At 70.9% G+C, this 26,614-nt stretch carries 20 protein-coding genes and 2 pseudogenes; 4 read left to right on the top strand and 18 right to left on the bottom strand.

The genetic code is table 11. From position 1 onward, the window contains the following. Positions 1 to 19: 19 nt before the first annotated feature. From ACZ4RZ_RS22420 to rimP, 9 genes are all read right to left on the bottom strand, one after another. Positions 20 to 973, bottom strand: coding sequence for a bifunctional riboflavin kinase/FAD synthetase (locus ACZ4RZ_RS22420; protein WP_467746939.1), 954 nt, complete (start codon positions 971 to 973; stop codon positions 20 to 22). Between the two features lie 129 nt (positions 974 to 1,102). Next, positions 1,103 to 5,209 carry a trypsin-like peptidase domain-containing protein gene (locus ACZ4RZ_RS22415; protein WP_467746937.1) on the bottom strand — a complete coding sequence of 1,369 codons (4,107 nt, stop codon included), beginning with the start codon at positions 5,207 to 5,209 and terminating at the stop codon, positions 1,103 to 1,105. Between the two features lie 254 nt (positions 5,210 to 5,463). After that, positions 5,464 to 6,369, bottom strand: a complete 906-nt coding sequence (truB, locus tag ACZ4RZ_RS22410; RefSeq protein WP_467746935.1) for a tRNA pseudouridine(55) synthase TruB — start codon at positions 6,367 to 6,369, stop codon at positions 5,464 to 5,466. After that, positions 6,366 to 6,815 carry a 30S ribosome-binding factor RbfA gene (gene rbfA / locus ACZ4RZ_RS22405; RefSeq protein WP_467746933.1) on the bottom strand — a complete coding sequence of 150 codons (450 nt, stop codon included), beginning with the start codon at positions 6,813 to 6,815 and terminating at the stop codon, positions 6,366 to 6,368. Before rbfA ends, truB begins: the two co-directional genes overlap by 4 nt. Before the next feature lie 33 nt (positions 6,816 to 6,848). Further along, positions 6,849 to 7,142 carry a DUF503 domain-containing protein gene (locus tag ACZ4RZ_RS22400; protein ID WP_467746931.1) on the bottom strand — a complete coding sequence of 98 codons (294 nt, stop codon included), beginning with the start codon at positions 7,140 to 7,142 and terminating at the stop codon, positions 6,849 to 6,851. Positions 7,143 to 7,411: 269 nt separating this feature from the next. Then, positions 7,412 to 10,537 (bottom strand): translation initiation factor IF-2, encoded by a 3,126-nt coding sequence (infB, locus tag ACZ4RZ_RS22395; RefSeq protein ID WP_467746929.1) that lies wholly within the window; start codon positions 10,535 to 10,537, stop codon positions 7,412 to 7,414. Between the two features lie 147 nt (positions 10,538 to 10,684). Beyond that, entirely contained in the window at positions 10,685 to 10,963 is a 279-nt protein-coding gene (locus tag ACZ4RZ_RS22390) for a YlxR family protein (RefSeq protein WP_189189073.1), read from the bottom strand. Between the two features lie 102 nt (positions 10,964 to 11,065). Beyond that, positions 11,066 to 12,052 (bottom strand): transcription termination factor NusA, encoded by a 987-nt coding sequence (nusA, locus tag ACZ4RZ_RS22385; protein ID WP_467746927.1) that lies wholly within the window; start codon positions 12,050 to 12,052, stop codon positions 11,066 to 11,068. A 2-nt stretch (positions 12,053 to 12,054) separates the two neighbouring features. Beyond that, a complete protein-coding gene (gene rimP, locus ACZ4RZ_RS22380; RefSeq protein WP_467746925.1) occupies positions 12,055 to 12,561 on the bottom strand; it encodes a ribosome maturation factor RimP in 507 nt (168 codons plus the stop codon). Between the two features lie 376 nt (positions 12,562 to 12,937). Between rimP and ACZ4RZ_RS22375 the strand changes: the two genes are divergently transcribed. The 3 genes from ACZ4RZ_RS22375 to ACZ4RZ_RS22365 are packed head-to-tail and all read left to right on the top strand — an operon-like array spanning position 12,938 to position 14,934. Continuing rightward, on the top strand, positions 12,938 to 13,489 hold the full coding sequence (locus tag ACZ4RZ_RS22375; RefSeq protein ID WP_467746923.1) for a hypothetical protein: 552 nt from the start codon (positions 12,938 to 12,940) through the stop codon (positions 13,487 to 13,489). A 5-nt stretch (positions 13,490 to 13,494) separates the two neighbouring features. Further along, a complete protein-coding gene (locus ACZ4RZ_RS22370; protein WP_467746979.1) occupies positions 13,495 to 13,995 on the top strand; it encodes a ferritin-like domain-containing protein in 501 nt (166 codons plus the stop codon). A gap of 27 nt (positions 13,996 to 14,022) precedes the next feature. Then, positions 14,023 to 14,934, top strand: a complete 912-nt coding sequence (locus ACZ4RZ_RS22365) for an aminoglycoside phosphotransferase family protein (RefSeq protein WP_467746921.1) — start codon at positions 14,023 to 14,025, stop codon at positions 14,932 to 14,934. A gap of 146 nt (positions 14,935 to 15,080) precedes the next feature. On the opposite strand, the pseudogene ACZ4RZ_RS22360 reads toward ACZ4RZ_RS22365, so the two are convergent. The 7 genes and pseudogenes from ACZ4RZ_RS22360 to dxr form a co-directional block, all read right to left on the bottom strand. Then, positions 15,081 to 15,344: pseudogene (locus ACZ4RZ_RS22360) on the bottom strand (FAD:protein FMN transferase); the annotation flags it as partial. Positions 15,345 to 15,794: 450 nt separating this feature from the next. Continuing rightward, on the bottom strand, positions 15,795 to 17,486 hold the full coding sequence (locus ACZ4RZ_RS22355; RefSeq protein ID WP_467746919.1) for a proline--tRNA ligase: 1,692 nt from the start codon (positions 17,484 to 17,486) through the stop codon (positions 15,795 to 15,797). 104 nt (positions 17,487 to 17,590) lie between these two features. Next, positions 17,591 to 18,160 carry a GNAT family N-acetyltransferase gene (locus ACZ4RZ_RS22350; protein ID WP_467746917.1) on the bottom strand — a complete coding sequence of 190 codons (570 nt, stop codon included), beginning with the start codon at positions 18,158 to 18,160 and terminating at the stop codon, positions 17,591 to 17,593. A gap of 52 nt (positions 18,161 to 18,212) precedes the next feature. Continuing rightward, positions 18,213 to 19,061, bottom strand: coding sequence for a GNAT family N-acetyltransferase (locus ACZ4RZ_RS22345; protein WP_467746915.1), 849 nt, complete (start codon positions 19,059 to 19,061; stop codon positions 18,213 to 18,215). A gap of 248 nt (positions 19,062 to 19,309) precedes the next feature. After that, positions 19,310 to 20,467, bottom strand: a complete 1,158-nt coding sequence (gene ispG / locus ACZ4RZ_RS22340) for a flavodoxin-dependent (E)-4-hydroxy-3-methylbut-2-enyl-diphosphate synthase (protein WP_467746913.1) — start codon at positions 20,465 to 20,467, stop codon at positions 19,310 to 19,312. Positions 20,468 to 20,629: 162 nt separating this feature from the next. Next, positions 20,630 to 21,934 carry a M50 family metallopeptidase gene (locus ACZ4RZ_RS22335; protein WP_467746911.1) on the bottom strand — a complete coding sequence of 435 codons (1,305 nt, stop codon included), beginning with the start codon at positions 21,932 to 21,934 and terminating at the stop codon, positions 20,630 to 20,632. Next, positions 21,931 to 23,187: a 1-deoxy-D-xylulose-5-phosphate reductoisomerase gene (gene dxr, locus ACZ4RZ_RS22330; RefSeq protein ID WP_467746909.1), complete on the bottom strand. Its 1,257-nt coding sequence runs from the start codon at positions 23,185 to 23,187 to the stop codon at positions 21,931 to 21,933. Before dxr ends, ACZ4RZ_RS22335 begins: the two co-directional genes overlap by 4 nt. A 63-nt stretch (positions 23,188 to 23,250) precedes the next feature. On the opposite strand from dxr, the pseudogene ACZ4RZ_RS22325 reads away from it, so the two are divergent. Then, a pseudogene (locus ACZ4RZ_RS22325) lies at positions 23,251 to 23,376 on the top strand (lamin tail domain-containing protein); the annotation flags it as partial. Here the strand turns inward: ACZ4RZ_RS22325 and secA are convergent. Beyond that, the gene (gene secA, locus ACZ4RZ_RS22320) at positions 23,373 to 26,135 is read right to left on the bottom strand and encodes a preprotein translocase subunit SecA (protein WP_467746907.1); all 2,763 of its coding nucleotides are present in this window, start codon (positions 26,133 to 26,135) and stop codon (positions 23,373 to 23,375) included. The pseudogene ACZ4RZ_RS22325 and the gene secA overlap by 4 nt on opposite strands. A gap of 27 nt (positions 26,136 to 26,162) precedes the next feature. Next, positions 26,163 to 26,540, bottom strand: coding sequence for a hypothetical protein (locus tag ACZ4RZ_RS22315; RefSeq protein ID WP_467746905.1), 378 nt, complete (start codon positions 26,538 to 26,540; stop codon positions 26,163 to 26,165). Positions 26,541 to 26,614: the final 74 nt, after the last annotated feature.

Genomic DNA, 26,614 nt, shown 5'->3' with positions numbered 1-26,614 from the left:
CCCCATCCACGGAGGAGGACTACTCCCCGTCGTACGCCTCGATCAGCTCGCGCGACCGCTTCACGTCGTCCGCGATGGCCTCCAGCAGCGCCTCGATGGAGTCGAACTTGGCCATGCCCCGGACGTAGGCGAGGAAGTCGACGGCGACGTGCAGGCCGTACAGGTCGAGGCCGACGCGGTCGATGGCATACGCCTCGACGGTGCGGTCGGTGCCGTCGAACTGCGGGTTCGTGCCGACGGAGATCGCGGCGGGCATGGCCTCGCCCTCGACGTGCAGCCAGCCGGCGTAGACGCCGTCCGCGGGGATGGCGGTGTGCGGGAGCGTCTCGACGTTCGCCGTCGGGAAGCCGAGCTCGCGGCCGCGCTGGGCGCCGCGTACGACGATGCCCTCGACGCGGTGCGGGCGCCCGAGGATCTCGCGCGCGCCCTCGACATCGCCCTCGGCGACGAGCCGCCGGGTGAGGGTCGAGGAGAAGGGCTCGCCGCCGCCCGCCTCACCCGTCACATACAGATCGACGACCTCGACCTCGAAGTCGTACGTCTCGCCCTGCTCGCGCAGGAAGTCGACATTGCCCGCGGCCTTGTGACCGAAGCGGAAGTTGGGGCCTTCGACCACGGCCTTGGCATGCAGCTTGTCGACGAGGACCTTGACCACGAAGTCGGCGGGCGACAGTTTCGAGAACTCGGTGGTGAAAGGGAGGATGAGCAGCGCGTCCACGCCCAGGTCGGCCATCAGTTCGGCGCGTCGGTGGTGCGGGGCGAGCAGCGGGGGGTGGCTGCCGGGGCGCACGACCTCGCTGGGGTGCGGGTCGAAGGTGACGACCACGGAGGGCACACCCAGCTCGCGGGCGCGATCCACGGCATGCCGGATGATCAGCTGGTGCCCGCGGTGCACCCCGTCGTAGGAACCGATGGTGACGACGCTGCGCCCCCAGTCCTCGGGGATGTCCTCCAAGCCACGCCAGCGCTGCACTGTGACCGCTCCTTGTCGAACCCGTGTCCGTGATTGCCTCATTCGCAGCTCTAAGGGTGCCATGCCGCGTGCGCTCGGCTTGCATCGGCATCGAGCTGTGACGCATCCCGCAGCGGCCGGGGCGCGGAGTCAGGCGGGTACCCGCACCCCGGCCAGGTTCTCGATCATGCGCCGGGTGCTCGGACCCACCACTGCGGCCCACTCCTCGGGGGCGCCGGTCAGCCAGCGGGCCACCAGGATGGCGAAGCCCGGCACGTGGCGGGCCAGCTCGACGAGACCGCGGTCGAAGCCGGTGGCGCCGGCCGGGGTGCGGACGAGGAGGAGGCCCGTGCGGTGCACCAGCTCGCGGGTCGGCTCCTCACCCCTGCGCACCGCGCCGTCCGCGGCGGCCCTGAGGAGGGTGTCGAGGACGGCAGGGTCCCGCTCGTGCGCGAGCAGCAGATCCAGCAGCTCGCGCCGCAGCGCGCGCGACGCACGGCTGCCCGGCGCCGCCAGGACGGCCGCGAGCGCCGCCCGCACCGGTACGGGGCAGCCCTCCAGCAGTCCGCTGACCAGCGGAAAGAGCACAGCGCGTGCGGTAGGGCCGTATTCGAGGCGGCGATCCACATACGCGGCCACGTGGGCGGCGGCCTCGGGGCGCAGCTCCACGACCTCTCTCACCATCGTGGCGACGTGGCGGGCGAGTGCGGGCGTGGTGACATCGGCGAGGGTGCGCAGCACCCGACTCGTGTCGGGGCCGGGCTGCCGCAGCCGGGTCCGGAAGGCGGCCAGCACCGGGTCCGGGTGAGTCGTGAGCGCGGCGACCAGGGCGCTCGGAGGCAGCTGCGGGTCACCGGACGTGAAGCGCTCCAGAGCCTGTGGCAGGTACCGGGCTCGCGTCCACGGATCCCGTACGAGCAGACCGAGCGCTCCGCCGTGCAGCGTGCAGTCGGCGGGGCGGGCCAGCAGGGCGAGCGCCGCGTAACGCAGCAGCTCGCGGTCGGCCAAGGTCCGCACGAACGGTGCCGCCCGCAACCCGTACGCCACCGCCGCCACCCGCCGCGCCGGCCGCTCGTCGTGCGCCCACCGGTCGACCGCCCGGCACACGGCCGACGTCTCCTCCTCGGCGAGCACGGCGAGCAGCTCGTCGCCGCGCCGGTGCGCAACTCCGACCAGCGCCTCGGCCAGGTCGTCGAGCGCCCGCCGCCGATGTGCGTACAGCAACGCCTGCGCGGCTGTGGCCACGGTCGCGTGCGGGGTCGCGGGGAGGGGGCGCTCGTCGTCGAACCAGCGAGTGAGGTGGAGCTGTACGGCCACGGGGTCGGCGACGAGGAGACGGGCCACGGCGTCCAGGTAGCGGGGGGCGGATGAGGGACCGGCAGGGCGCTCTCCTGCACGGAGGTGGTCCCTCGCTCCGGTAGGGAGCTGGTCCGCCGCTCCCATACGGAACTGGTCCGCCGCTCCGGTACGGAGCGGGTTCGTAACCTCGGACCGAAGCTGGTCCGCCGCTCCCATGCGGAGCTGGTCCGCCACTCCGGTAAGAAGTGGGTCCGCCGCTCCGGTACGGAGTGCGTCCCCCGCTCCGGTACGGAGTGCGTCCCCCGCTCCGGTACGGAGTGGGTCCGCGCCCGAGGTCGCAGACCCGTCCGGCGTACGGGGCTCGGGGACCCGGGGCGAACCGGCGCGCCCGGTCTCGCGCACCACGTCCGCCTCAGGCCGCGCCTCGTCCGCGATCACCAGGCGCCTCAGCAGGTCGAGCCGTTCGCTCTCCGGCAGGGGCAGCATCTCCCAGAAGGAGGGCCCGAACTCCCCTGGTACGCCCCTGCCTTGCTCCCGCCACCTGACGATCCGCTCGGCGAGCAGCCGCAGCACAGCGACGTAGGGCGTCGCGTCTGGCACGCGCCGCAGGACGTCCGCGCAGAGGTGGGTGGCCCACCAGGCGGGGTCGCTGAGCGGGCCCGACGCCTCCGGCAGCAGGTCGTCCACGGCATCGACCAGGTCCTCCAGACGGAGGGCCAGCTCGGCGGTGCCCCGTTGACGGGCCAGGAGGAGCAGGGTCTCGACCACGGGGCCGATGCGGTGCCGGGGGACGGGGAGGGTGTGGGCCGGGGAGGACGTGGGCGCGGAACGGGACCGCAGACGACGCGAGGCGGCCGTACCCGGGGCCGCCCCGCCCGCTGCCGGCGAAGGAGCACCTGCCGCACCCGTGGACGGTGTACCGTCGGCCCCCCGCGGCCGGGCCGACGCCCCTCCGACCCGCCCAGGCCCCTGCCCCGGCGCGGCCGCCCGCCCCCGGTGGACCAAGGCGTGCAGTGCCGCGTCCAGGTCGAGGTGCGTGCCCTGGATCCAGTCGGCGAGTTCCTCGTGGGCGAAGCGGTAGCCGTTGCCGGCGGGGGCGAGGAGGCCCTCGGTGAGGACGGCGGAGGCCCAGCCGCTGGTGCTGGAGAGACGGCGTCGCGGGGCGGGGCCCCACGGGAAGACGGCTTCGAAGGACGCGCGGTCCAGCTCGCCCTGCCCAGGGCCCAGACAGCGCCGCGCGGCCTCGTGCACCTGGCCGGAGACCTGGGCGGCGAGCCGCCGTACGGCGATGCCTCGCAGCCCGTTCGCCGCGGCGAGCCGGACCGCGATGCGCAGGCACATCAGGTCCAGGTACGCGGCGAAGACGTCGTCCCGGTCGAGCCGCCCGGCGGGGGCGTCCGGCAGCGCGGCCCGCACCTCGGAGAGCAGCCGCAGTGTCAGGGGGTGCCGCGCGTGGGCCGCCACCAGCGCGTCCTCGGGGATCCCGGCGCGCGACCGGGCCCGCCGTGCCTCCCCCTCGGTGAGGTCCCCCAGCCACACGCAGGCCGGAATCGACGAGTCCGTGCCGGCCTCGGCCCCGTGCAGCATCTCCCCCGGAAACTCGGCCCCCGCCTGCTCCCAGTACTCGGCCCGGCACCCGACGACGAGCCGCGCCCCGGTCTCCCGCAGCCATGCGACCGTCCCGGCGGTCCACTCGGGCAGCCGGTGGGCGAGCGTGGGCGGCATCTCCTCGGGGCCGTCGAGGAGCAGCAGCAGCGGCCGTCCCGCGTCCCGAGCCAGCCGGGCCAGGCGCTCCGGCCCGATGTCGCCGAGTTCACCGTCGTACCTGCCCGGCGGCAGCACATCGGAGGGCACGGACCCTGCGGCCCGCCCCTCCCCCACGGCGGCGCCCGCATCCCGTGAGGCCGCCACGATCCGTCCCGCCCGCTCCAGCGCCCGAGTCGCCGCGTCCGCCACCGAGGTGTCCGTGGCGAGGAGGTCGGCGCCGCGCAGCCACAGGGTGGGCGCCGGTTCCGCGCCCCGGGTGCGGCGGCCGGCGAGGGCCGCCAGTTCCGTCGTACGGCCGCTGCCGGGCGGTCCGACGAGCCCGAGGACGGCGGCCGGGCCGGCCTCGAAGGCGGCGAACTCCCTGACGGCATCGGTCCGTTCGACCGGTCCGCGGGGCGCGCCGCCGGACCCCGGTGACGTCGCCGCCTCCGGCCCGTCCGAACCCACCGAGGTCGCGGTGAGCTCCAGTACGCCCGCCAGATTGAGATCGGCCTCGTACGCGGGCACGGTCGCCGCGTTGCGGGCCAGCAGCTCGAGAAGTGGCCCTGGCACACCTCTCAGGGGGACGGCGAACCCCGCTGCCCGGTGCCGAATGGGGGGCTCTCCCGCTCGAACGCGGCCGAGGGCCTGAGGGAGCAGCGCGGTGCCGAGGACCCCCAGCACCGCCCCGGTCGAGGCGTCCAGGACCGGCCCCCCGGCCGCGCCGCCGCCCAGCCGGAGCGCATCCGCGCCCGCGGTGCCGATCGCCAACTCCAGGGCGTCGCCCAGGAGATGGAAGCGGTCGGTGGCGGTGTACGTCACGGCGGACGTGCCGAGCACGCGCGCCTCGCGCCAGCCGCCCGCGGCGATCCGGACGTACGTGCCGGTCGCGATGCGGTCCCGCACGGTGACGGGGAGCGGGTCGAGACCGAGACCTTCGGTACGTACGAGAGCCAGATCGGCGTCGGGCAGCGGCGTGACGGCGTCGGCGGTCACCACGCAGGTGCGGTCGCCGGCGGCGTGCAGGACCAGGCGGGCCAGGCCGTCGACGGCCTCGTGGCTGGTGATCACCGTGCCGTGGTGGTCGGCGACGAAACCCGTGCCGCGAGGGCGCCCCGCCAGGTCGCAAATGCGTACCAGTGCCTCGTCCCGTGTGTCCCGGGTATCGTCGGTCGCCTGTCGGCCCCCGGTCCGCGGGCCCCGTCCCGCCATGCTCGAACCTCCCCGCCGTACTCCTCTTTCCGACGGTAGGCGCGAGGTGATCAGCGGGACAGATCGCGTGGCGAACGCGCCCCCTTCCGCTCCCTCGGTTCACTCCGAGCGCCTGCCCGAAGGGGTGAATAGGCGAGGGCGGATGGATACACCCTTGGGTGGGGGAACCGAGGGGGGACCGTGGAGCGGCGGGCACGAGAACCCGTGATCGCCGCTCCACGGACGGAGCGATGCGAAACCGGAGGCGTTCGGCGTCAGCCGAACACCGCCAGACTCTTCGCCTTGCCCTTCTGCTCCTCCACCAGCGCCAGGAACCGCCCCTCGCCGTCGAAGACGGCCACGGCACCTTTGCCCGCGTACTCCTCGGGCATCTCCAGGCGTACGCCGTTGAGCAGCAACCGGGCCCGCCTGGCGTCCACGTCCCAGCGCGGGAACGCGGCCGCGGCGGCCTCCGCGATCGGCATCACGGTCAGCTCCTCCTGGAGCTGGTCGAGCGTGCGCGCGGAGTCGAGCTTGTACGGGCCGACGCGGGTACGGCGCAGCGCGGTGAGATGACCGCCGACGCCGAGGTCCGCGCCCAGGTCCCGGGCGAGCGCCCGGATGTACGTCCCGGAGGAACAGACCACGGAGACGACCAGGTCGAGCACCGGTGTGCCGTCCTCGGCGACGGCGTCACGGATGTCGTACACCGCGAACGACGAGATGGTCACCGGACGGGCCGGGATCTCGAAGTCCTCGCCCTCGCGCGCCCGCTTGTACGAGCGCACGCCGTCGATCTTGATGGCGCTGACCTTGGACGGCACCTGCATGATGGTGCCGGTCAGCTTGGCGATCCCGGCGTCGATGGCGTCGCGCTTGACGCCGGACGCGTCCGTGGACGACGTGATGTCGCCCTCGGCGTCGTCGGTCAGCGTGTTCTGCCCGAGCCTGATGGTCCCCAGGTACTCCTTCTCGGTGAGCGCGAGGTGCCCGAGGAGCTTTGTCGCCTTCTCGACGCCGAGGACGAGCACGCCCGTCGCCATCGGGTCGAGGGTGCCGGCGTGTCCGACGCGGCGGGTCCTGGCGATCCCGCGCATCTTGGCGACCACGTCGTGCGAAGTGAAGCCCGACGGCTTGTCGACAATGACAAGCCCGTCGGGCGTCGTGTGCTTCTGGGTCATTCCGCGGCGTCGTCCTCGTCGTCCTCGCCCGGCTTCTTGTACGGGTCCGCGTCACCGGCGAAGGTGGCGCTCGCCGAGACCTCGCGCACCTTGGCGTCGGAGGCCCGCGCCTTGTCGAGCAGGTCGTCGATGGTCTTGGCGGTGTCGGGCAGGGCGTCCGCGACGAAGGTCAGCGTCGGCGTGAACTTCACGCCCGCCGCCGCGCCGACCGCCGAGCGGAGCACGCCCTTGGCGCTCTCCAGGCCCGCGGCAGCCGCCGCGCGCTCCTCGTCGTCCCCGTACACCGTGTAGAAGACGGTCGCCTCCCGGAGGTCCCCGGTAACCCGGGTGTCCGTGATGGTGACGTGTGTGCCGAGCCGCGGGTCCTTGATCCCGCGCAGCAGCTTCTGGGCCACCACCTCTCGGATGAGGTCCGCCAGCCTCTTAGCCCGCGCGTTGTCGGCCACTGGTCCGTCTCCTTCTTCGCCTTGCGTGTTTCGTCAATCTTCGTCTGTGTGGAGTCTGCGCCGTACCGACAGCAGCTCCACCTCCGGTCGTGCCGCGACGAGCCGTTCACACCGGTCCAGTACGCCGGTGAGGTGCTCGGTGTCTCCGGAGACCACCGCGAGGCCGATCTCGGCCCTGCGGTGAAGGTCCTGGTTGCCCGTCTCCGCCACGCTCACCGCGTACTTCCGCTGAAGTTCGGCGACGATCGGCCGGACGAGAGAGCGTTTCTCCTTGAGCGAGCGAACGTCGCCGAGGAGCAGGTCGAAGGACAGCGTCCCCACATACATGTGTAACCGGATGTCCCGCCGGTACGGGATAGATGGCCTGCCAAGGCACTTGGCAGGGACATCAGAACCGTACATCGAACGGGTGGGGTGCTCGACGGGGTTTTTCGCTCCCGCTGGAGGCGCGGGCCTGCACCGCCAGGAGGGCCCCGTGAGGGGCGCGGGGAACTGCGCGACCAGCCCCCCACCGGCCTGTGGTCAAAGGACTACCGGTGCAAACGGCAAGCTGGCCGGCGGTGACTGCTCACCGCCGGCCAGCTCACACAACCGCTTTACGCCCGCGGCTTCTCGCGCATCTCGTACGTCGCGATGACGTCGTCGACCTTGATGTCGTTGAAGTTTCCGAGGTTGATACCACCCTCGAAGCCTTCGCGGATCTCGGTGACGTCGTCCTTGAAGCGACGCAGACCGGAGATGGTGAGGTTCTCCGCGATGACCTTGCCGTCGCGGACGAGGCGCGCCTTGGTGTTGCGCTTGACCTCGCCCGAGCGGACCAGGACACCGGCGATGTTGCCCAGCTTGGACGACTTGAAGACCTCGCGGATCTCCGCCGTGCCGAGCTCGACCTCCTCGTACTCCGGCTTGAGCATGCCCTTGAGGGCCGCCTCGATCTCCTCGATGGCCTGGTAGATCACCGAGTAGTACCGGACGTCGACGCCCTCGCGCTCCGCCATCTGCGCCGCGCGGCCCGCAGCGCGGACGTTGAAGCCGATGACGATCGCGTCGGAGCCGGTCGCCAGGTCGATGTCCGACTCGGTGACCGCACCCACGCCGCGGTGCAGGACGCGGATGTCGACCTCGTCGCCGACGTCGAGCTGGAGCAGCGAGGACTCGAGAGCCTCCACCGAACCGGACGCGTCGCCCTTGATGATGAGGTTGAGTTCCTGCACCAGACCGGCCTTGAGGGCCTCGTCGAGGTTCTCCAGGGAGAACCGGACACCCCGGCGGGCGAAGTTGGCGTTGCGCTCGCGCGCCGCGCGCTTCTCGGCGATCTGACGCGCCGTGCGGTCCTCGTCGACAACCAGGAAGTTGTCGCCGGCGCCCGGGACGTTGGTGAGACCGAGGACGAGGACCGGGGTCGAGGGACCCGCCTCTTCCACGTTCTCGCCCTTGTCGTCGAGCATCGCGCGGACACGGCCGTACGCGTCGCCGACCACCATGGTGTCGCCGACCCGCAGGGTGCCTCGCTGGACCAGGACGGTCGCGACGGCGCCGCGGCCACGGTCGAGGTGGGACTCGATCGCGATGCCCTGCGCGTCCTGCTCCGGGTTGGCCCGCAGGTCGAGCGAGGCGTCCGCGGTCAGGACCACGGCCTCGAGCAGCTGGTCGATGTTCAGACCCTGCTTGGCGGAGATGTCGACGAACATCGTGTCGCCGCCGTACTCCTCGGCCACCAGACCGAACTCGGTGAGCTGACCGCGCACCTTCGTCGGGTCGGCACCCTCGACATCGATCTTGTTGACCGCGACCACGATCGGCACGTCGGCCGCCTTGGCGTGGTTCAGCGCCTCGATCGTCTGAGGCATCACACCGTCGTTGGCCGCCACCACGAGGATCGCGATGTCGGTCGACTTCGCACCACGGGCACGCATGGCGGTGAACGCCTCGTGACCCGGGGTGTCGATGAAGGTGATCCTGCGCTGCTCGTCGTTGACCTCGGTGGCGACCTGGTACGCACCGATGTGCTGCGTAATACCGCCGGCCTCGCCCGCGACGACGTTCGTCTTGCGGATGGTGTCCAGCAGTCGGGTCTTACCGTGGTCGACGTGACCCATGACGGTCACGACCGGCGGACGCGCGACGAGGAACTCCTCGCCACCCTCGTCCTCGCCGAACTCGATGTCGAAGGACTCGAGCAGCTCGCGGTCCTCCTCCTCCGGGCTGACGATCTCGACGACGTAGTTCATCTCGCCGGCGAGCAGCTGGAGGGTCTCGTCGGAGACGGACTGCGTGGCAGTGACCATCTCGCCGAGGTTCATCATCACGGCGACGAGCGACGCCGGGTTGGCGTTGATCTTCTCCGCGAAGTCGGTGAGGGACGCACCGCGCGACAGGCGGACGGTCTGTCCGTTGCCGCGAGGCAGCATGACACCGCCGACCGACGGGGCCTGCATGGCCTCGTACTCCTGGCGCCTCTGCCGCTTCGACTTGCGACCACGACGCGCGGGACCGCCGGGACGACCGAAGGCGCCCTGCGTGCCACCACGGCCACCGGGACCACCCGGACGACCGCCGAAGCCGGGACGGCCACCGCCGCCACCGCCACCGGGACCACCGGGACGACCGGCGAAACCGCCGCCACCGCCACCGGGACCACCGGGACGACCGGCGAAACCGCCGCCACCGCCGCCGGGACCACCGGGACGACCGGCGAAACCGCCGCCGCCACCCGGACGACCGCCGCCACCGGGACCACCGGGACGACCGCCGCCACCGGGACCGCGGCCACCGGGGCCACCGCCGCCGGGACGCGGGCCGGCAGCGGGACGCTGCGGCATCATGCCCGGGTTCGGACGGTTACCGCCGGGGGCGCCGCCGGGACGCGGAGCCTGCGGACGGGGCATGCCGCCTGGAGTGGGACGGGCACCGCCCGGACCGCCCTGGGGACGCGGAGCGCCACCGGGACCGCCCTGCGGACGGGGACCACCCTGACCCGCGCCCTGCGGGCGCGGACCGCCCGGGGCGCCGGCGCCGCCGTGTCCGCCGGGGCCGGGACGTGCACCGCCCGGACGGGGCGCCTGCGGGCGCGCCATGCCGGTGGAGCCACCAGAGGTGAACGGGTTGTTGCCCGGACGCGGGCCGGCCGGACGAGCGCCGGGACGCGGGGCCTGGCCGCCGGGACGCGGGGCGCCCTGACGGTCGCCGCGCTCGGGACGGTCGCCACGGCCCTGGCCGGGACCGGAGGGACGGGAACCGGGACGCGGGGCCTGGCCACCGGGACGCGGTGCGCCCGGACGGGGACCTGCGGCGGGAGCCGCGGGAGCCGACGGGGGCGCGGTGAACTCGGCCGCGACCGGAGCCGGAGCCGCCGGAGCGGGCTTCGGGGCGGGCTTGGGACCCGGGGTCGGACGCGGGCCCGGAGCAGCCGGAGTGACCGGCGCAGCCGCGGGCTTCTCGGCCGCGGCCGGCTTCGGGGCCGGCGGGCGCGGGGCAGCCGGACGGGCGGCCTGCGCGGGAGAGGGGGCTGCCGGCTTGGCCGGGGCAGCCTTGCGAGCGGGGGCGGGCTTGCCGCCTCCGTTGCCCTGCTGGAGGGCGTCAGTCAGTTTGCGTACAACGGGCGCCTCGATCGTCGAGGACGCCGAACGGACGAATTCACCGAGCTCTTGGAGCTTGGCCATGACGACCTTGCTCTCAACCCCGAACTCCTTGGCGAGTTCGTATACCCGGACCTTAGCCACTTCGCTCCTTTTAGGTCCGGGTTGCGTCCGGACCGTCGCTACTTCATGGGCGTACTCATCGCGTGCTCATCGAGTGCTCATCGCAATCTCGACCTACTTCCAACTCGCGGGGTACCAGGGCCGCACGGGGGTTCCGTGCGACGCGTCTTACGGTGTTGCCTGCTCGACGTAGTGGCGCAACGCCTTTGTGTCGAGCGTCCCCGGGGCACGCAGCGCCCGCAAGAACGCCCGGCGGCGGACCGCCAGGTCGAGACAGACCAGGGCGGGGTGCACATACGCACCCCGGCCGGGCAGCGTACCGCGATGATCGGGGACACATTCGCCCTCGACCGCCACGATCCGCAGCAGATCCTTCTTGGCCGCTCGCTCCCGGCACCCCACACAGGTGCGTTCAGGGCATGCGCGGGCTCGCGTCCGGCCAGACACTCTTAAGTCTACCTCCCCGTACCGACCTCACCCCTTTGGGGCATGAATCGAACGGTTGTTGTCGTGATCCAAGCCACCTGCGGCTTGGATCTATTCCCCGGCCTACTCGGCAGGCTGTTCGGTGTCCGGACGGATGTCGATCCGCCAGCCGGTCAGCCGGGCCGCGAGACGGGCGTTCTGTCCCTCTTTCCCGATCGCCAGCGACAGCTGGTAGTCGGGGACCGTCACCCGCGCGGAGCGGGCCGCGAGGTCGACGACCTCGACCTTGGAGACACGGGCCGGGGAGAGGGCGTTCGCCACCATCTCGGCCGGGTCGTCCGACCAGTCGACGATGTCGATCTTCTCGCCGTTCAGCTCGGCCATCACGTTGCGCACGCGGCCACCCATGGGGCCGATGCAGGCGCCCTTGGCGTTCAGGCCTGAGCGGGTGGACCGGACAGCGATCTTCGTGCGGTGACCGGCCTCGCGGGCGATGGCGGCGATCTCGACGGACCCGTCGGCGATCTCCGGCACTTCGAGCGCGAAGAGCTTCTTCACCAGATTGGGGTGCGTGCGGGACAGCGTCACGGACGGACCGCGCACGCCCTTCGCCACCCGAACGACGTACGAACGCAGCCGCAGACCGTGCTCGTAGTTCTCACCGGGGACCTGCTCCTGCACCGGCAGGATGGCCTCCAGCTTGCCGATGTCGACCAGCACGTTCTTCGGGTCGCGGCCCTGCTGGACCACACCGGTGACGATGTCGCCCTCGCGCCCGGCGTACTCACCGAGCGTCGCGTCGTCCTCGGCGTCCCTCAGACGCTGCAGGATGACCTGCTTGGCGGTGGTCGCGGCGATACGGCCGAACCCGGACGGGGTGTCGTCGAACTCGCGCGCCTCCTGCCCCTCCTCCAGGTCCTGGGGGTCCTCCTTCGCCCACACGGTCACATGGCCGGTCTCCCGGTTGAGCTCCACGCGCGCGTGACGGCGGCTTCCCTCGGTGCGGTGGTAGGCGATGAGGAGGGCCGACTCGATCGCCTCGACCAGCAGGTCGAAGGAGATCTCCTTCTCCCGTACCAAGCCCCGCAGGGCACTCATGTCGATGTCCACGGCTACGCCTCCTCCGCGTTCTCTTCGTTCTTGTTCTTACGGTTGAACTCGACCTGGACGCGTGCCTTGGCGATGTCCTGGAAGGCGAGCCGCTTGGCGGTGGGCTTGCGCCCCTTCACGCCGGGCACTTCGACGTCGATGCCGTCGTCCTCGACCGTCAGGATGCGGGCGACCAGTTCGCCGCCCTCCGCCAGCTGGAACTTCACCAGTCGGTCGGTGGCGCGTACGTAGTGACGGTGCTCCTTGAGCTCGCGCTCGGCACCGGGGGTTCCGACCTCGAGGGTGTACTCGCCCTCGCCCATCGCGTCCGTCTCGTCGAGCTTCGCCGAGAGCGCGCGGCTCACATCGGCGATCGCGTCCAGATCGGCGCCTTCGTCGGAGTCGACGACCACACGGAGCACACGCTTGCGTCCGACCGAGTCCACTTCGACCTCTTCGAGGTCGAGTCCCTGAGAGCTGACGAGCGGTTCCAGCAGTTCTCGCAGCCTCTCGCTCTGGGTGGTGCTCATCCGGGTGACTCCTCGGCCGCGTGTGCTGTTGTGGGTAGGTCGCGTGTCAGGTCAAAGGGTATCCGGTCGTGGGGGGTGTTGCCGTCCATCGGAGCGGGGAGGGAGTGGGGCCGGGTTTTCGCCCCCGCCGCCCCTACCCGTCCCAACCCTGCTTTCGGCTGCGGGCCGGTGGGGGCTTGTCGCGCGTTCCCCGCGCCCCTTCAGGGGTCTGGGGGCGCAGCCCCCAGGTACGGGACGGGTGGGGGCGGAGGGGGCGAAAAGACCCGACGGACATCCTCGTGAGAGAGCCGCTGGCGAGTGATCGGCCGGTGCGCGGGTACCGTGATCACGGGCATCTCGCCCTCCCTTTCGTACGAGCCCTACGAGGACGTCTGTCGTGCCGTTCACCCTGCCGTCGCGCACCCCGTCGGGACCGCGCCGAAGGACCCTGCTCGCGTCGGCCGCGGGCGCCCTCGTGCTCGCGGGCTGCTCCACCCCCGAGTCGTCCAGCGACACGACGGGCGGCAGCCCCTCGGCCGCGGACCGGGCACGCGCGCGTGCGGCCCGCGACAGCGAGACGCTGGCCGGCCACTATGCCGCCGTGATCACCGCTCATCCGGCACTGGCGGAGCGGCTGCGCCCGCTGCGCGCGGAGGTCGTACGGCACCGACAGGCATTCGGCGGTGCCGACGGCCGACCGGGGGCGCCCTCGTCGGCCTCGGCCTCGGCCTCCGCCTCGGCGTCCGCGCCGACGCTCCCGAGCGCCTCACCCGCCGTACCGGCGAACCAGAAGGACGCCCTCGCCGACCTCGCCTCCGCCGAGCGCACCCTCGCGGACGAGCGCACGAAGGCCCTGCTGGAGGTCCCGGGAGAGCTGGCCAGGCTGCTGGCCTCGGTGGCGGCGGCCGGGGCCGCGCACGCGTTTTTGCTGACGGAGGGGGCGAAGTGAGCGGGATCGAAGAGACCAAGGGCACCAAGGGCGCCAAGCGGTCCGATGAAGCCAAGGCAGCCGAGCTGAAGGCGCTGCAGGCAGCGCTCGGGGCCGAGCACGCCGTCGTCTACGGGTACGGCGTCGTCGGCGGCAAGATCGGCGAGAGCCGGCGGAGCGAGGCGCGGGCGGCGTACGACGCCCACCGGGCGCGCCGGGACGAGCTGGTGCGTGCCGTGGGGGATCTGGGCGGCAGGCCCGAGGCCTCGGCGGCGGCGTACGCGCTGCCGTTCGCCGTGAAGGACTCCGCAACGGCCGTGCGGCTCGCGGCCGAGCTGGAGGAACGGGTCGCCGGGGTGTACTCCGACCTCGTACGCGCCTCCACGGGCGACCAGCGGAGCACGGCCGCGGAGGCGCTGCGGGAGGCGGCGGTGCGGGCGGTGCGCTGGCGTGGCGAGAGCGTAGCCTTCCCTGGGCTCGCCGAGCGGGCGGCCACCCCGTCCGCGTCGGCGCCCTCGCCGACGTAACGCGACCTGGAAGGGAACAACTCGCGCATGGCTTTCGAACCGCCGCCGCGCCTCGTGCGGGCGCTCGGCGAGACGCAGCACAACGGGGACGGCGGGGCCGGTGACTGGCTGGACAAGCTGCCCGAGCTGGCCCAACAGGCCGTGGATCTACGCGAGTTGACGGTGGAGCGGGTGCAGGCGCCGGGTGGGCGCAGCAGCCTGGTGGTGCTGGTCCGGCTGACCGACGGGACGCCTGCCGTGCTCAAGCTGGCGCCCGAGCGGGCCCGTCCGGAGAGCGAGCGGGCCGCGCTCGCCCACTGGGACGGACGGGGCGCGGTCCGGCTCCTCAATCCCGGCGATACGCACGGGGTGCTGCTGCTGGAGCGGTTGCATCCGGACCTGTCCGTGCGGTCGCTGCCCGAGGCGAAGGCCCTGCTGGAGGCGGCGGGAACGCTGCGGCGGCTGTGGGTCGAGCCGCCCGCCGCCCATGTCTTCGAGACCGTGGCCGAGCGGACCGGTCGGCAGGCCGGGGCGATGCGGGCGACGGCGAGTGCCGACGCGGAGATCGGCCCCTTGGTCGACGCCGCGCTCTCGGCCCGCGAGGAGCTGCTCGCCGAGCCGCCCGAGGAGCGGCTGCTGCACGGCACCTTCCGGCAGAGCAAGGTGCTCGCCGGTGAGCGCATGCCCTGGCTGGCCGTGGGTCCCGACCCGGTGGTCGGCGAGTGCGCCTTCGACCTGGCCCGGCTGGTCCGCGACCGGGTGGAGGACCTGATCGCGTCTCCCTCGGGGTCGTCGATCACCCGCCGACGCGTCAAGCGGCTCGCCGAGTCCCTGGACGTGGACCAGGAACGGCTGCGGGGCTGGACGCTGTTCCGGGCGGTCGAGTCGGGTGTCCGGGCGCGCCGGGTCGGGCGTCCGCGGGACGCGGAGCTGCTGCTGGAGTTCGCGGGCTGGCTCTGACTCCCCTGCGTCCCGGTGAGTTCGAGGGCGAGGACCGGGCACACGGTGAGCCGTAGGGGGCGGCCGTCCTCCTGGAGCAGTTGGAAGTCGCGGTCGTAGCCGAGAACATTCATCGCCGAGCCGACGGTCGGGTCGACCACGCCGTCCGTCGCCGCGGCGGCGCGCAGCGCGACCGCCAGTGCCTCGGCGAGCAGTGGGCTGACCTCGACCGGTCGTCCTTCGGCACTGTCGAGGGCCGCCAGCTCGGAGTCCGGGCGGAAGCGGCTGCATGTCGCGTCGACCTCGGCGAGGTGCCGGGCGAGCAGCAGGTTGCAGGACTCCAGCAGGGCCGGGTCGGTGGTGACCAGGGGGACGCTCGTGCCGAGGGCGCGCCACTCGGCGGCGGCCAGGGTCCGATCGGGGGCGGCCATCACGACGCCCCCGAGGTGGAGTCGGCCGAGCCGCCGCTTCCGGAGGAGGTGGGGTTGTCGGACGGCGACTGCAAGGTCGAGTCCGAGGAGGAAGACGAGGAGTCCGACGAGGACGATGAGTCCGAGGACGAAGACGTGGAGTCCGTACCGCCGCTCGAACTCGACGATCCCGTACTGCCCGACGCCGTCGTGTCCGCGTCCGCCTGCATCGAACCCACCAGGGCGAACACCCCGGCCGCCGCCGCCAGCGTCACCGCCGCTGCCGCCGTGCCCCTCTGCGGACCGCCGCGGCGGCCCCCCGCTCGCTGCCTGTCATGGCTGCTCCCCTCCGAATGACGCGTTGTCACGTCCTACGGTCGGGGAGCAGCCTGAGACAAAACTGTGAGGCGCCCATACGCCTCGCAAGAAGTCCCTGAGAGGTGTCCTTAAACGGCTCGGGTCGCCGGATGACTACGCCGTCAGGCGGGCGATCGCCTCGTCGACGGTCAGCTCCTCGCGCTCGCCGGTCCTGCGGTCCTTGAGCTCCAGGACGCCCTCGGCCGAGCGACGCCCTGCGACCAGGATCTTCGGTACGCCGATGAGCTCGGCGTCGGTGAACTTCACGCCCGGGGAGACGCCGGCACGGTCGTCCACCAGGACACGTACGCCCGCGGCGCCCAGCTGCTGCGACACGTCGAGCGCCAGCTCGGTCTGCAGGGCCTTGCCCGCGGCGACCACATGGACGTCGGCGGGAGCGATCTCCTTGGGCCAGCACAGGCCCTGCTCATCCGCCGACTGCTCGGCCAGCGCCGCCACCGCGCGGGAGACGCCGATGCCGTACGAGCCCATGGTCACGCGGACCGGCTTGCCCTGCTGGCCGAGGACGTCGAGCTGGAAGGTGTCGGCGTACTTGCGGCCGAGCTGGAAGATGTGGCCGATCTCGATGGCGCGGTCCAGCTTGAGGCCGGTGCCGCACTGGGGGCAGGGGTCGCCCTCTTCCACCACGACGACGTCCAGGTAGTCGTCGACCTCGAAGTCGCGGCCCGCGACGACGTTCTTCGCATGCGTGTTGATCTTGTTGGCGCCGGTGATCCAGGCCGTGCCGGGGGCCACCCGCGGGTCAGCGATGTAGCGGACCTTCTCCAGGCCCTGCGGGCCCACATAGCCGCGTACGAGGTCGTCGTGGCCCTCGAAGTCCTCGGCGGTGACGAGTTCGACGACGGCCGGGGCGAGGTGCTCGCCCAGCTTGCCGAGGTCGACCTCGCGGTCGCCCGGGACGCCGACGGCGACGATCTCGCCGTCGACCTTGACCAGCAGGTTCTTGAGGGTGGCGGAGGCCGGGACGCCGAGGTGCTCGGCGAGGGTCTCGATGGTCGGGGTGTCGGGGGTGTCGAGCTCCTCGACGGGGCCGTGCCCCGCTTCCACGGGCGTCAGCTTGAAGGTGACCGCCTCCGTGTTGGCCGCGTAGTCGCAGGCCGGACAGTCCACGAAGGTGTCCTCGCCGGCGGCAGCGGGAGCGAGGAACTCCTCGGAGGCCGAGCCGCCCATCGCGCCGGAGACCGCCGACACGATGCGGTAGTCCAGACCCAGACGGGCGAAGATCTTCTGGTAGGCCTCGCGGTGCAGGCGGTAGGACTCGGCGAGGCCCTCGTCCGTGGTGTCGAAGGAGTACGAGTCCTTCATCTGGAACTCGCGGCCGCGCAGCACGCCGGAGCGCGGGCGGGCCTCGTCGCGGTACTTGGTCTGGATCTGGTAGAGCATGACCGGCAGGTCCTTGTAGGACGCGACCTGGTCCTTCACGACGAGGGTGAAGATCTCCTCGTGGGTCGGGCCGAGCAGGTACTCGCCGCCCTTGCGGTCCTTGAGGCGGAAGAGGAGGTCGCCGTACTCCTCCCAGCGGGCCGACGCCTCGTACGGCTCCTTGGGCAGCAGGGCCGGGAGCAGGACTTCCTGCGCCCCGATGGCGTCCATCTCCTCCCGTACGACCCGGGAGATGTTGTCGAGGACCTTCTTGCCCAGCGGCAGCCAGGTCCAGATGCCCGCGGAGTTCCGGCGCACGTAGCCGGCACGGACGAGCAGCTTGTGGCTGAGCGTCTCGGCGTCTGCCGGGTCGTCACGCAGTGTCTTGACCATCAAACGGGACATGCGCTGGACCTGGGCCATGATTCTTGACTCCTGCTGCGTAAGGGTGATGGAAGCGAGGTTAGCCGGGCGGTCCATCCCGGTGGAAATCGGTTAGAGCGTGGGGGGAGATCGGCGGCACGCTCTCAGCGCCTGCGGAGTGGCAGGGGGGCGCCCATCACGGCGTACGGCTTGGGTGCGCTGGGGAAGAGGACCTGGCGCGCGAGGTCCTCGTAGCCCAGGGAGCGGTACAGGCCGCGGGCCGGGCTGTCGGTGTCGATCGCGGAGAGGATCGAGCGGGGTTCGGCGGCGCTGTCCGTGATGCCGGTGATCAGGCGGCGGCCGATGCCGTGGTTCTGGTAGCGCGGGTGGACGTGCAGTTCGGTGATCACGAAGGAGTTGTCGAGCCAGTCGTCGTAGCCCTGGCCGCGCAGATACGGCTCGACGACGGTGGACCACCAGTGCGCACGGTCGTTGGGCATGCCGTAGACGAACCCGACGAGCCGTCCGTCGAGCGTCGTCGCGCCGAGCGCGCGGGCTCCCGGGTACATGAGGTGGCGCAGCACGATCTGACGTCGTACGGCGATCTCCTCGGCGCCCAGCCCGAAGGCGAGGGCCTGTACGGCGAGCGCCTCGTCGACGCGCGCGGCGAGATCCAGCGGGCCGATGACCACGTCGTCGGGGTTGCGGTGGCCCTGACCGGGAAAGCGCAGCATGCGGGGAGACTACAGGTCGGGTACGAGCGTCAGAACGGCACTTCGGAGGGGGCTAGAACAGCACGCTCATGAACGCGCCGACCTCCTGGAAGCCCACGCGGCGGTACGTGGCCCGGGCGGCCGTGTTGAAGTCGTTGACGTACAGGCTGACGACCGGGGCGATATCGGTGAGGGCGTACCGCATGACGGCGGCCATGCCGGGGGCGGCCAGGCCCTGCCCTCGGTATTCGGGCGCGACCCAGACCCCCTGGATCTGGCAGGCCTGCGTGGTCGCGGCGCCGATCTCCGCCTTGAAGACGACCTTGCCGTTCTGGTCGAGGCGGGCGAACGACCGTCCGGAGCCGACGAGTTCGGCGACGCGTGCCTGGTAGAGCAGCCCGCCGTCACCGGCGAGCGGCGAGACGCCCACCTCCTCGGTGAACATCGCCACACACGCCGGCATGATCGTCTCCATCTCGTCCTTGCGGATGCGGCGGACGTACGGATCCGGGGCTATGTCGGTGGGGAGCCGGTCGGTGACCATCAACGGCTGGTGGGGGCGGACCTCGCGGGCGGGGCCCCAGCTCGGTTCGAGCAGCCGCCACAGCAGGGCGGTGGGCTCGGCGGGGCCGACGATCGATGAGCAGCGGCGGCCGGCCCTCCTCGCGCGGTCGGCGAAGCCGCGGACGGCTCGTGGGGTGGCGCCGATCGGTACCAGGTTGGCGCCCGCGTAGCACAGGGACCGCAGCATGCCGTCCTCGTACCAGCCCCACATCTCGCCGCCGAGCCGCCATGGGTCGAGGCCTGCGACCTGCACCCGGGAGGCGACGAAAGCGTTCGCGACCGGCTCGCGGTCGAGGACGGCGAGCGCGGCGTCCAGGTCACTCGGTTCGAGGACCCTGGTGGTGGTCTGGGTCAACAACGGGGCGGCTCCATCACTCCTTGCGGGCAACGACAGCCCGTCGAACACCCTGCTAGCGTCGCCGTGTGCTTGTTCGCGACCACCGGTCAGGGCTTGACTGTCGCGTCACTGCGAGAAGCCCCTTGGGGCGGAGTCACACGGTCTGCTGATCTCCGTACTTTAGCCGGAGATGCCGAGCAGCACCGCACGCAAGGGACCCGGGCGCCACCTCCGGAGGGGCACCCGGGTCCCTTGCGCCACAAGGCGGGTCAGCCGGCCACCGACACCGAAGGCTCGCCGGAGGCGATACCCTCCGCCTCCATCTGCTCAGCGATCTTCATCGCTTCCTCGATCAGGGTCTCGACGATCTTCGACTCGGGCACCGTCTTGATGACCTCGCCCTTGACGAAGATCTGCCCCTTCCCGTTGCCGGAGGCGACACCGAGGTCGGCCTCGCGGGCCTCGCCGGGGCCGTTCACCACGCAGCCCATGACGGCGACGCGCAGCGGGACCTCCATGCCGGTCAGACCCGCGGTGACTTCCTCGGCCAGCTTGTAGACGTCGACCTGGGCGCGGCCGCAGGACGGGCAGGAGACGATCTCCAGGCCGCGCTGCTTGAGGTTGAGGGACTCCAGGATCTGGAGGCCGACCTTGACCTCCTCGGCGGGGGGCGCCGACAGCGAGACCCGGATCGTGTCGCCGATGCCCTCGGAGAGCAGCGCACCGAACGCCACCGCCGACTTGATCGTGCCCTGGAAGGCGGGGCCGGCCTCGGTCACGCCGAGGTGCAGCGGGTAGTCGCAGGCGGCTGCCAGCTGCCGGTAGGCGTTGACCATGACCACCGGGTCGTTGTGCTTCACCGAGATCTTGATGTCCCGGAAGTCGTGCTCCTCGAAGAGGGACGCCTCCCAGAGAGCGGACTCGACGAGCGCCTCGGGCGTCGCCTTGCCGTACTTCTGGAGCAGCCGCTTGTCGAGGGAGCCCGCGTTGACGCCGATCCGGATCGGGGTGCCGGTGTCCTTCGCGGCCCGCGCGATCTCCTTGACCTGGTCGTCGAACTGCTTGATGTTGCCGGGGTTGACGCGGACGGCGGCACAACCGGCCTTGATCGCCGCGAAGACGTACTTCGGCTGGAAGTGGATGTCCGCGATGACGGGGATCTGGGACTTGCGGGCGATCGTCGCGAGCGCGTCCGCGTCATCCTGCGTGGGGCACGCGACTCGCACGATCTGGCAGCCGGACGCGGTCAACTCGGCGATCTGCTGGAGCGTGGCGCCGATGTCCGACGTACGCGTCGTCGTCATCGACTGCACCGACACCGGTGCGTCTCCGCCCACGGCCACGGTTCCGACCTGGATCTGGCGGCTCTTCCGACGCTCGGCCAGCTTGGTCGGAACGGACGGCATGCCGAGAGAAATCGCAGTCATCTGCTGTGCAACCCCAAGTTGTGGATCAAGGTCCCGGAATCGTGGGCTCCAGGCTTCGAGATTACGGCACGGGCGCACGCCCGAGCACATCACGCCCCTGAACCCACCCAATCGAGGGCGGCCGGACACCCATGGTGTCCGGCCGCCACAAACAGCGCCTTACTAGGAGATTTTCACCGGGTTAACCACGTCCGCGATGAGCACCAGAATCGTGAAGCAGACGAAGATTCCGGCCACCACATACGCGACGGGCATCAGCTTCGCCACGTCGAACGGGCCCGGGTCGGGCCGCCTCAGGACCTTCGCCGTGTTGCGCCGCAGCGACTCCCACAGCGCCCCCGCGATGTGCCCGCCGTCGAGCGGGAGCAGCGGGAGCATGTTGAAGAGGAAGAGGGAGAGGTTGAAGCCGGCGACCAGCAGCATCATCATCGCGACCTGCTGGGACGGCGGGATGTCGAGGGTGAACACCTCGCCGCCGACCCGGGCCGCGCCGACCACGCCCATCGGGGAGTCGGCCTTGCGCGGGCCGTCACCGAAGGCCGCGTTCCACAGGTCGGGGACCTTGCCGGGCAGCGAGACCAGCGACTCGACACCGTTCTGCATCATGTCGCCCATGCGGTTCACGGACTGCCCGAAGGACTGCTGGACGATGCCGGAGGCGGGCGTGAAGCCGAGGAAGCCGGCGTACACGTACTTGCCCTCGACATAGCCGCCGTTGCCGTCGGTCTTGCTGACCTGGTTCTTGATCAGGTGGGCGGTCAGGGCGACCTGCTGCCCCTTGCGCTCCACCGTGATCGTGACGTCCTTGCCGGGGTTGGCGCGGATGTCGGACTGGAGGGTGGACCAGTTGTCGACCGCCTTGCCGTTGAAGGCGATGATCTTGTCGCCGCCCTTGAGTCCGGCGGCCTTGGCGGGCGCGGCCTGGTCGCCGCTCTCGCACTTGGTCCGGTTCTCGCTCTGCTGGATGACGCAGTCCGAGACCTTGCCGACGGTGGTGGTCTGGGTCTGCACACCGAACGTCATCATCACGCCGAGGAAGATCGCCACGGCCAGGATGAGGTTCATGAAGGGGCCCGCGAACATCACGATCACGCGCTTCCACGGCTTGCGCGTGTAGAAGAGGCGGGTCTCGTCACCAGGCTTGAGCTCCTCGAAGGCGGCCGACCTGGCGTCCTCGATCATGCCGCGGAAGGGGGAGGTCGAGCGTGCCTCGATTTTGCCGTCGGGCCCCGGCGGGAACATCCCGATCATGCGGATGTAGCCGCCGAGCGGGACCGCCTTCACCCCGTACTCGGTGTCGCCCTTCTTCCGCGACCAGATGGTCGGGCCGAAGCCGACCATGTACTGCGGCACGCGGATGCCGAAGAGCTTGGCCGTCGACAGATGTCCCAGCTCGTGCCACGCGATCGAGATGAGCAGGCCGACCACGAAGACGACTATGCCGAGGATCATCATCAGGGTCGTCATGCACGAGCCTCCGCGGTTGTCGTCTGTGCCGTCAGTTCACGGGCCCGGGCGCGCGCCCAGGTCTCCGCTTCGAGGACGTCCGCGACGGTCAGGGAAGTTCCCGTTCGCGGTGTGCCGTGTTCCTCGACCACCCGTGTGACGGTCTCCATGATCCCGTTGAACGGCAATGTGCCCTTCAGGAACGCGTCCACACACTCTTCGTTGGCCGCATTGAACACCGCCGGGGCCGTACCCGCGAGCTGCCCGACATGCCGGGCGAGTCCGACCGACGGGAACGCGTCGGTGTCGAGCGGGAAGAACTCCCAGCTCGACGCCTTGGTCCAGTCGAAAGCGGGCGCGGCGTCCGGCACCCGCTCGGGCCAGCCGAGCCCGATGGCGATCGGCCCGCGCATGTCGGGGGGCGTCGCCTGGGCGATCGTCGATCCGTCCGTGAATTCCACCATCGAGTGGACATACGACTGCGGGTGCACGACCACCTCAATGCGATCGAAGGGAATGTCATAGAGGAGGTGCGCCTCGATGACTTCGAGTCCCTTGTTGACCAGGGTCGCGGAGTTGATGGTGATGACCGGGCCCATGGCCCAGGTGGGGTGGGCCAGGGCGTCCTCGGGGGTGACGTCAGCCAGTTCGGCCTTCGTACGTCCCCGGAAGGGGCCCCCGGAAGCGGTCACGACGAGTTTGCGTACGCCGGCACGGGTGCCCGAGGCGAGGGCCTGGAACAGCGCCGCGTGCTCGGAGTCGACCGGGATGATCTGGCCCGGCTTGGCCAGCGCCTTCACCAGCGGGCCGCCGACGATGAGCGACTCCTTGTTGGCGAGCGCGAGGGTGCGGCCCGCCTCCAGGGCGGCGAGGGTGGGGGCGAGGCCGATGGAGCCGGTGATGCCGTTGAGCACGGTGTGGCAGTCGGATGCGGCGAGTTGAGTGGCGGCGTCCGCGCCCGCGCGGATCTCCGGGAGTGGCTCCCCCGCTCCGTACTGCGCCGTCAGCGCCTCGCGCAGCGCCGGTACGACGTCCTCGCGTGCGACGGCGACCGTCCGCACGCGCAGCCGGTGGGCCTGCTCCGCGAGCAGTCCGACCCTCCCGCCGGCGGCGGAGAGCCCGGTGACCCGGAACCGGTCGGGGTTGCGCAGCACGAGGTCGATGGCCTGGGTGCCGATCGAGCCGGTGGAGCCGAGGATCACGACATCCCGGACTCCGTCCACGGGGTCGAAGACAAGATGCGGATCAGCGAGGGGGGCTGGACTGTCGCTCATCCCTCCATTGTGGCCGCAACACGTCCCCGGCAGGACAGGGCGCCCCTTTTCTCGCCGCAGTAGTACCAGAACCGTGGCGCGTACGTGTGGAACAACACCAGCGACACCGCCACGCTCACCAAGGCGAGCGGCTCCAAGGTCGACTCGTGCCCGTGGACGACGCGGGACCCGAGCGACAAGTACTGCTAACGCTTACGCCGACGCTGTTTGCGCGTCCTGGTGCGCGCGCGAGGTGGCACGGGAGCCTCGCGCGGCTCCAGCCCGGGCTGGTCCGGGGGCGACACGGACGGGGTGGCGTCGGTCGGGGCGAACTCGCCCTGGACCACACCCTCCGCCGTGTCCAGCGTCGGCGCGGTGAAGTGCAGGCCGTCGGTGGGCCCGCGCCCCGTCCCGGCGCCCGGAGCCGCGGCGTCGAGATTGAAGACGTAGCCGACGGACTCCTCCTTGATCGCGTCGGTCATCGCGCCGTACATGTCGAAGCCCTCGCGCTCGTACTCGACGATCGGCTCCCGGCCGAGGGTCCAGCGCAGGCCGATGCCGTCACGGAGGTAGTCCATCTCGTAGAGGTGCTCGCGCCATTTGCGGTCGAGGACGGAGAGGACGACGAGGCGTTCCAGGTCGCGCAGCGCCTCGGCGCCGAGCTCGGCCTCGCGCTCCTCGTACCGGGCGTGGATGTCGCCCGTCATCTCGTCGATCAGGCCGCCCGCGGTGAGGTTCGCGCGGTCACCGGCCTCCTCCTCCAGCTCCTCGATCGTGATCCCGACGGGGTACAGCTGCTTGAGCGCGCCCCACAGCCGCTCCAGGTCCCATTCCTCGGCGAAACCCTCACTGGTCTCCTGCTCGATGTACGCGCGGACGGTGTCGTCCATGAAGTGCAGGATCTGTTCGCGCAGGTCCTCGCCCGCGAGGACCCGGCGGCGTTCGGCGTAGATGAGGGTGCGCTGCCTGTTGAGGACCTCGTCGAACTTCAGGACGTCCTTGCGGGACTCGAAGTGCTGCTGCTCCAGCTGGGCCTGGGCGGAGGCGATGGCCCGGGTGACCATCTTGTTCTCTATGGGTACGTCGTCGGGGACGTTCGCCATGGACATCACCCGGTCGACCACGTTGGCGCGGAACAGTCGCATCAGGTCGTCCTGGAGCGAGAGGTAGAAGCGGGAGGCGCCGGGGTCGCCCTGGCGGCCGGAGCGGCCGCGCAGCTGGTTGTCGATGCGGCGTGACTCGTGGCGCTCGGTGCCGAGGACGTAGAGGCCGCCGAGTTCCTTGACCTCGTCGTGCTCGGCCGCGACCGCGGAGGTGATGCGGCCGAGCACCTCCTGACGCTCCTCGGGATCCGCGTCCTCTCCGGCCTCGGCGAGCGCCATCGCCTCCGGGTTGCCGCCGAGCATGATGTCGGTGCCGCGGCCCGCCATGTTCGTGGCCACGGTGACCGCGCCCTTGCGCCCGGCCTGCGCGACGATCTGGGCCTCGCGCTGGTGGTTCTTGGCGTTGAGGACCTCGTGCCGGATGCCCTGCTTCCTGAGCCGCGCGGACAGCACCTCGGACTTCTCGACGGAGGTGGTGCCCACCAGGATCGGCTGGCCCTGCTCGTGCTTCTCGGCGATGTCGGCGAGGATCGCGGCGTACTTCGCCTCCTCGGTGCGGTAGATCTGGTCGGGGTCGTCACGGCGGACCATCGGCCGGTTCGTGGGGATCGGGACGACGTGCAGCTTGTAGATCTGGTGGAACTCGGCCGCCTCGGTCATGGCGGTGCCGGTCATGCCGGCCAGCTTCTCGTAGAGACGGAAGAAGTTCTGCAGGGTGATCGTGGCGAGCGTCTGGTTCTCGTCCTTGATCGTCACGTCTTCCTTCGCCTCGATGGCCTGGTGCAGCCCTTCGTTGTAGCGGCGACCCGCGAGGATCCGGCCGGTGTGCTCGTCGACGATGAGCACCTCACCGTCCACGACGACGTAGTCCTTGTCCCGCTTGAAGTGCTCCTTGGCCTTCAGCGCGTTGTTCAGGTGCCCGATGAGCGGGGTGTGGTCGGACTCGTAGAGGCTGTCGATGCCGAGCTGGTCCTGGAGGAACTCCACTCCGGAGTCCAGGATCGCCACCGTGCGCTTCTTGGGGTCGTACTCGTAGTCGTACTGGGTCCGCAGCTCGGCGAGGCGGTCCTTGTCCGCCTGGGTGGTGAACTGCTCCTCCTGCACGAGGACGCCCTTCATCCGCAGTGCGAACGCGGCGAAGGCCTCGTACCAGTGCGTGGGCTGATCGGCCGGACCGGAGATGATCAGCGGGGTGCGCGCCTCGTCGATGAGGATCGAGTCGGCCTCGTCGACGATCGCGAAGTGGTGGCCGCGCTGCACCAGTTCGTCCTGGGACCACGCCATGTTGTCGCGCAGATAGTCGAAGCCGAACTCGGTGTTGGTGCCGTAGGTGATGTCGCAGGCGTACTGCGCGCGCCGCTCGGCAGGGGTCGACTGCGTCTTGATCACCCCGACCGTCAGCCCCATGAACCGGTAGGCGCGCCCCATCCACTCGGCGTCCCGCTCGGCCAGGTAGTCGTTGACCGTGACCAGGTGAACTCCCTTGCCGGTCAGGGCGTTCAGATACACCGGAAGCGTGCCGACCAGGGTCTTTCCCTCGCCGGTCTGCATCTCGGCGATGTTGCCGGAGTGCAGCGCCGCGCCGCCCATGATCTGTACGTCGAAGTGGCGCATGCCCAGGGTGCGCCGGGCCGCCTCGCGCATCGCGGCGAAGGCCTCCGGCAGCAGGTCGTCCAGGCTCTCGCCGCCCGCGTACCGCTCCTTGAACTCCGGGGTGAGCGCCTGGAGTTCCTCGTCGGTCAGCGACGTGAACTCCTCCTCCAGGGAGCCCACCTGTTCGGCGATGCGCTCGAGCCGGCGCAGCATCCTGCCCTCGCCGGCGCGCATGATCCTGCCGGTGATGGCGTCCAGACCTTTACCTGCCATGGGAAATTCCCCCAGAACTGAGCACAACTAAACGGCGTCCACGAGCATCCGTATCCAGCGATTGGCCCGCTGGAGAATGAGGACGCCCTGTTGATTCGCTTTGATCACTTCGCGCAGTACGGCGTCCTCGACCACGTCGAGCGCGGCGCGGAAGAGCTGCTGAATGACGGGCCGTTCACCCGGCCGTCCGGAATCCAGCAGGCCGTCGATGTCGCGGAGGTCGATTCTCCGGATCCGCAGGGCGTCGAAGGAGGCCACGGGCGGCCTCGGCACTTCGTCGACCAGAGACAGCGCGCAGTCGTTCAGGAGGACCGCGAGCCCGTCGCGGTGCCCGTCGAAGGTCTCCGGCGCTGCTTCGCGCAGCTTCTGCGCCAGCGGCTGCACCTCATTGCGCACGGTGCGCAATGCCCGTACGAGATCCATCTCATTCAGCTGCCGCCACGCCTCTCCGCGGGCACGCGTCAGCTGTACGGAAATGC

Source organism: Streptomyces sp. NPDC027189 (genome assembly GCF_055566975.1).
Note: the sequence above shows the minus strand (reverse complement) of the source record. Positions and strands in the feature narration are given on the sequence as shown.

Excerpts from the sequence above, each read along its gene's own strand:
- ACZ4RZ_RS22415 (WP_467746937.1), bottom strand. The coding sequence starts at position 5,209 with ATGGCGGGACGGGGCCCGCGGACCGGGGGCCGACAGGCGACCGACGAT.
- truB (WP_467746935.1), bottom strand. The coding sequence starts at position 6,369 with ATGACCCAGAAGCACACGACGCCCGACGGGCTTGTCATTGTCGACAAG.
- ACZ4RZ_RS22400 (WP_467746931.1), bottom strand. The coding sequence starts at position 7,142 with ATGTATGTGGGGACGCTGTCCTTCGACCTGCTCCTCGGCGACGTTCGC.
- rimP (WP_467746925.1), bottom strand. The coding sequence starts at position 12,561 with ATGAGCACCACCCAGAGCGAGAGGCTGCGAGAACTGCTGGAACCGCTC.
- ACZ4RZ_RS22365 (WP_467746921.1), top strand. The coding sequence starts at position 14,023 with ATGGCTTTCGAACCGCCGCCGCGCCTCGTGCGGGCGCTCGGCGAGACG.
- ACZ4RZ_RS22355 (WP_467746919.1), bottom strand. The coding sequence starts at position 17,486 with ATGGCCCAGGTCCAGCGCATGTCCCGTTTGATGGTCAAGACACTGCGT.
- ACZ4RZ_RS22350 (WP_467746917.1), bottom strand. The coding sequence starts at position 18,160 with ATGCTGCGCTTTCCCGGTCAGGGCCACCGCAACCCCGACGACGTGGTC.
- ispG (WP_467746913.1), bottom strand. The coding sequence starts at position 20,467 with ATGACTGCGATTTCTCTCGGCATGCCGTCCGTTCCGACCAAGCTGGCC.
- ACZ4RZ_RS22335 (WP_467746911.1), bottom strand. The coding sequence starts at position 21,934 with ATGACGACCCTGATGATGATCCTCGGCATAGTCGTCTTCGTGGTCGGC.
- dxr (WP_467746909.1), bottom strand. The coding sequence starts at position 23,187 with ATGAGCGACAGTCCAGCCCCCCTCGCTGATCCGCATCTTGTCTTCGAC.
- secA (WP_467746907.1), bottom strand. The coding sequence starts at position 26,135 with ATGGCAGGTAAAGGTCTGGACGCCATCACCGGCAGGATCATGCGCGCC.